Genomic DNA, 5152 nt, shown 5'->3' on the forward strand with positions numbered 1-5152 from the left:
TTCATGTCTTCATCTTATGAAACTTCGGACTCCATGAAAATAAGCATACCTCAAACATCTCATCGCAACAAAATCCGATTCATGGGCAATTGACCGTCTGCTGATGACCATCGGCTGGTTCATACTGATTTTGTTTGTGGTGATTCGCGGGCTGGATGGTTATGGCAACATGTTCATGCACTTGGAAGGAAATACGCTGATACAATGGCTGCATGTTAGCAAATATCCGCCAAGTCTCGCCTACACCTTGCTGGAACTCGGTTTGATGGCAATTATTCTTGCGTTGCTGATGCGTCTGGAGTTCATTAAAAAAACCATCAATCCCAACGGCCCCGTTCTTGTCTTCGGACAAACCGCACTATTCTTTTATCTAGCGCACTTCTGCGTGCTGTTAGCACTGAAACCCCTATTCGAGCGCGGCAACTTGGAACAAACTTATTGGATCACATTGCTGGTGCTGATCATTCTGTATCCAATCTGCCGCATTTACCGTTCACTAAAATACCGCCACCCACAAAGTTTATTGCGTTTTTTGTAAAAGAAGCTATGATCAACGCATGAATAAAAAAGGAAGGAGCAAATTAATGAAAATAAGAATAATAAAAGGGCTGTGTCTAAGCATGGTATTAGTAGGATTTTTAGCAGGGTGTTCAACTACCCAGAAAATAACCAGTTCCGCCAGAACAGCAACTGAGCAATTATTAATAAGTGAAGCGGTAAAGCGTAGTCTCGCCAAGTCATTAGATTCTTCATTGCCTATCCCTAAAGGCTCCGTAGTCAAGCTTGATTTGTTCGGGATAAGCGGAGACAAAGACTTAATGAAAGGAATCATTGCCGGTTGGCTAGGACAACAGGGTTATGTCGCGCAAGACGAATCTGCTACCTATCGCATGAATATTGTAGTCGACTCTTTAGGAACGGAATCTGCTAATACCTTCTTTGGAATCCCCCCGATTTCAGCGAGCTTAATTCCTATTGCATTACCCAAGCTATCATTCTACGAAGCTGATTATCAAGCAGGATATTCTAAATTTCATTTGGATATCTTTGAGGTATCATCAGGTCGTTTCGTAGGCACAGTGCCATTTGTAGCAAATACACATTATAATAAACATACTGTATTTTTCCTATTCACATTCAAACGAACCGACTTGGCATCGCCTCCAACCGTTGGGTCTTTCATGAATCTGATACACTAGTAGCCAGCACTGGCGTCGGTAATGTATTGAGAGATTGAAAGCATTTAAAGAAACGAGCACTTGTTTAAAATGGCCCCGTGATTTCATAGGTCACGCCATCCTCAACCAATCCGGTTTTGCCACGGAGCGAGCTAAAATACAGGCGTGACCCATCCGGACTAAAAGCAGGCCCGGTTATTTCAGAGCCATCCTGGCCAACGACTCGCAATATCGGCCTAACTTTACTTTTCGTCAAAGCAACAAGCCGCATATTGCCGCCATCTTCTGCAATCAATAATTCTCCTGCAGCATTACCCGTGATGCTGTCCACTCCAGTTAGCATAGGCTCTGCATATAATGCTGCATCATAGATAATACCCAAGGACTGTTTTAGAACATCATACGCCCAAACGCGATTATCACCCTTGGTTGAGAAATAGACAATGCCGCGTCGATACCAGATACCTTCCCCACCATTAAATGGGGTGCAGTTAGAGATTTGTTTACGTGTAGGAAGAGAGGTAGCCAATGGGTCGGGCACAGCATTCCAGTGCACTGCCCCGGTACTTTTATCAATGACCTCGGCAACTTCCAGAACTCCATTATCCAAATCAGGTTTCCCTTCCGTATCAATTGAATAAGCTGTGTAACGATATAAGCATCCATCCGTCTCATCTTCGGTTAGATAAATTTGCTTTCTTACGAAATCCACAGCAACCGCTTCGTGCCGAAATAAGCCTAAAGCGCTTCTGGGTTGCGCGGCTTTTCTCCCTGATGGATAGCATTCCCATACCTGTCCTCTATCAACTTCTTCACAAGACAACCAAGTCCACCACGGAGTTTTACCACCAGAACAATTACGATAAGTCTGATTCAAAATGGAATACGCATCAATAATATCTCCCTGAGGATTGAAGCGTAATGCGCCCACACCACCGCCTCCATCGTCAATCTCACTGTTGGAAACGTATATCCAGTCACCATTCTTAACACGAAAAACAGCACCACCATCGGGAGCGGCGTGCCAAATATAGCCAAAAAGCTTCTGCCCTGAGTACGCCACAATGCGAGAGGTAAAACCCGGTGGCAAGCATATGCCATTAGCATCTGCCGGCTCCAAATTACCCAAGGATAACAACGAGGAAGCTGCAGCTCTGGCAGATTTTGGTAGTAAAATACCACCAAAAAATGCCCCCAAACCCATAAAGCTGTATTGCAAAAATCTACGACGCTCAATATCCTTAATATCAAATCTGGTCATCTTCTAATAACCTCATTTCTGAAAATGCCATGATATGATATTGCCCTTCAATTATAAGGGACATAATACAGCGGTATTTCAGCTTCTACTTTCTATATGCTTCAAATCTGATGTGTGCGGTCAGCTCTTTTCATCTGTATGTTTTCTCCCTGCGCCTTCCTGAATGCGCAGGACTAAATCAGAAGTGGAAATCCCAGGGGTATATGACAGCTCCTGTATCATTTCAGCCGACAACATGTGACATAACTTGTATTTCTCCTGACGCTCCCGTTCTGATGCGCAAGCGAACGTATAAATATCGAAACCGTTCCGCAGCATATATTCCGGTGTAACCCCCGGCGGCGTTTCCGTCATAACGGCATCGACATATTTACAGGCAGCCACAACCACGGCCCGTTCCGCCTGCTTCATAACCGGTAATTTTCCTTTGTTTTCTAGTACGCGCTCGTCAGACACCACACAGACCGTTAAATGCGTGCCCAATGCACGTGCCGCCCGCAAAAAGTTGATATGCCCCTCGTGAAATAAATCAGCTACCATGCGCGTATAGATGCGTTTCTGTACTTGATTCTTCGGCCACACCGGCATCTCGCGGTTTAAACGCACCATGGCACGCTCCAACCATTGGCGGCTACGCAATACAAACACGTCATCGGGATCTTTTAACGCAATCTGGTGCGCATAGCACCATGCTTTGGCCAAGTTTCCCAGTAACCAATGTTGTATCAGCCGGTGATATGCATAGCAGCGTACCAGCAAAGTAAAATTTCCCAGATTGAGCGCAGACACCACTGTATCCCAGTTGGGATTGGGTGTGCGCCAATCGCCATAAAATGCCCGCAGAATCTTTTCCGGCTGACGTGGAAACCAAACAGTCCCATACTCAGTATCTCTCTGAATCAAGTCAAATTTTGGAAAAACCGATACGCGTTGATAATCATCCGGATAGCCAGGCAAGGCAAAACCGCCCACAATTTGCTTCCCCCTATCTTGCAAACCGCAAACATCCAACGTAATTCCCAATTCCGGATGCACATAATCACGATAATTGGCATATTCAATGCGCATTGGCACTTTTGTCCATCCTGCTTGCTCTAGTGCAGCGCAACAGGCATTCCAGGATTCCATTCGTACCGCGATATCAATGTCTTTATCAAAATCCAATAAACAGCCGTTACGCACCAACCCCAGCAGAGTGCCGGCAAACGGAAATGCCGGAATATTCAATTGAGCTAATTGCGCACAAGTAACCCACAACAATTTTTCCGCTTCCCCCGAAGCAAAAACATTTACCTCGGTTCGTAGCTGTTTATCTTTTTCCTTTTGCGGCGGGATTTTTCCAGATTTAGCCAGTGCCATTAAATGATTCAAAGCGGTTGTAAAATGTGCTTGCGACACTGGCAGATCCAGCAAAATAAAACTTGCGGTACCCAGCACATGCGCCCAATGCGCTTTATAAAAATCTCCTTGTACATGCTCATAAATTGTTGTTGCATAAACAGGCACTTCAGCCACGCGGTCGGTGCGCATCGCCAAAGAACACCATAAACGTGCAATATCCTGCGACAAAGGATTTTCGCTTTTAAGCGGCCCCAACAACTCGTCCGCATCATTGAATTTACCGGCTGCGATTAGATCCTTCGCTCGGTGCAGTGATCCTTCAAGTTCTGGAGTCATAAGATGCTGATCAGTGTGTTGTTTCTGATAATTGCAATAGTCACTTCATCCAACCTATTTCAATAACGATCCATATCAATGATTGCATTTTAACCATTATTTATTATAATAGGAATCATTCTCATTATTATCTAATTAATGAGGTGTTAAATAATTATATCGATTCAATACAAAATTAGGAGGCCACATTATGGCAGTCATTACAGAACCTCGTCCGAGTACTAGTTCGGGAGTTATTAAATTTATTGATGGCATTGGATTCGACGGTCTCGGATCAGCCGGATTCGACGAGAACGATTTACTCATTATCGGTGATGAACTGGATAATATTCTCACCGGTGGCCCTGGTCATGATGAAATCGACGGTGGTGCAGGCAACGATACCATCACAGGCGGCGTCGGCAATGGAATTTTGAACGGCGGCGACGGCGACGACACTCTGGATGGACAAGAAGGCACTGAAAGATTATTTGGGGGCAATGGTGACGATCTGCTCCTTGCAGGCGGTACTGTACCCGTTAGCTTCATTCAACCTGGAGCAGGGGATTTTGATCGTCTCAATGGCGGAGCGGGTAATGATACCTTTGGTTTTTATGGCGTCGGAAATTTTCAGATTGCCGACTTCACAATTGGCGAGGACCGCTTGTTTTTTGATTCTTCTAAGCTTGGAGTCACTCAAGTTTCAGAATTGGTTTCACATATCACAAACATCGAGGACAACGGCGACATCGGTTTCACGGCTGAGTTCGTTGGTGGTGCCGCATATATTGAAATGGTTGGGGTCAATTTCAACTCGATTACTGCCGACATGATTGTCTTTGCTCTCTGATACCCCTCGAACAAGATATTTTCGTAGTAATTCGTTTTTATTCCTCTCTCAAGTAAATCACTTTAAGTTACTTCCAGCATCAAGTTGGAAGTAACTTACGTTTCTTGATAACTTTTCTAATCACACGATTCATGACCTATGGTGGCCATCCTGTGAGCTATGATTATTTCTGGTGTATGACAAGTGAGGAGAAAGCGGTGTAGCCTG

The 5152-nt window shown here is 44.7% G+C and carries 5 protein-coding genes; 3 read left to right on the forward strand and 2 right to left on the reverse strand.

What is annotated here, in order from left to right:
- Positions 1-103 precede the first annotated feature (103 nt).
- Together QZV86_RS13330 and QZV86_RS13335 are read left to right on the forward strand one after the other, a co-directional pair.
- Complete coding sequence (locus tag QZV86_RS13330; protein ID WP_295629111.1) at positions 104-538, forward strand: hypothetical protein; 435 nt, start codon at positions 104-106, stop codon at positions 536-538.
- 19 nt (positions 539-557) lie between these two features.
- On the forward strand, positions 558-1199 hold the full coding sequence (locus QZV86_RS13335) for a hypothetical protein (protein ID WP_295629113.1): 642 nt from the start codon (positions 558-560) through the stop codon (positions 1197-1199).
- Positions 1200-1263: 64 nt separating this feature from the next.
- Here the strand turns inward: QZV86_RS13335 and QZV86_RS13340 are convergent, their stop codons facing one another.
- Positions 1264-2439 carry an alkaline phosphatase PhoX gene (locus tag QZV86_RS13340; RefSeq protein WP_295629117.1) on the reverse strand — a complete coding sequence of 392 codons (1176 nt, stop codon included), beginning with the start codon at positions 2437-2439 and terminating at the stop codon, positions 1264-1266.
- Positions 2440-2559: 120 nt separating this feature from the next.
- The gene (locus QZV86_RS13345; RefSeq protein WP_295629120.1) at positions 2560-4116 is read right to left on the reverse strand and encodes an adenylyltransferase/cytidyltransferase family protein; all 1557 of its coding nucleotides are present in this window, start codon (positions 4114-4116) and stop codon (positions 2560-2562) included.
- A gap of 190 nt (positions 4117-4306) precedes the next feature.
- On the opposite strand from QZV86_RS13345, the gene QZV86_RS13350 reads away from it, so the two are divergent.
- A complete protein-coding gene (locus tag QZV86_RS13350; RefSeq protein WP_295629123.1) occupies positions 4307-4945 on the forward strand; it encodes a hemolysin expression modulating protein in 639 nt (212 codons plus the stop codon).
- The last annotated feature ends 207 nt before the right edge of the window (positions 4946-5152 follow it).

It is taken from the genome of uncultured Nitrosomonas sp. (assembly GCF_902826915.1).
GTDB lineage: Bacteria > Pseudomonadota > Gammaproteobacteria > Burkholderiales > Nitrosomonadaceae > Nitrosomonas.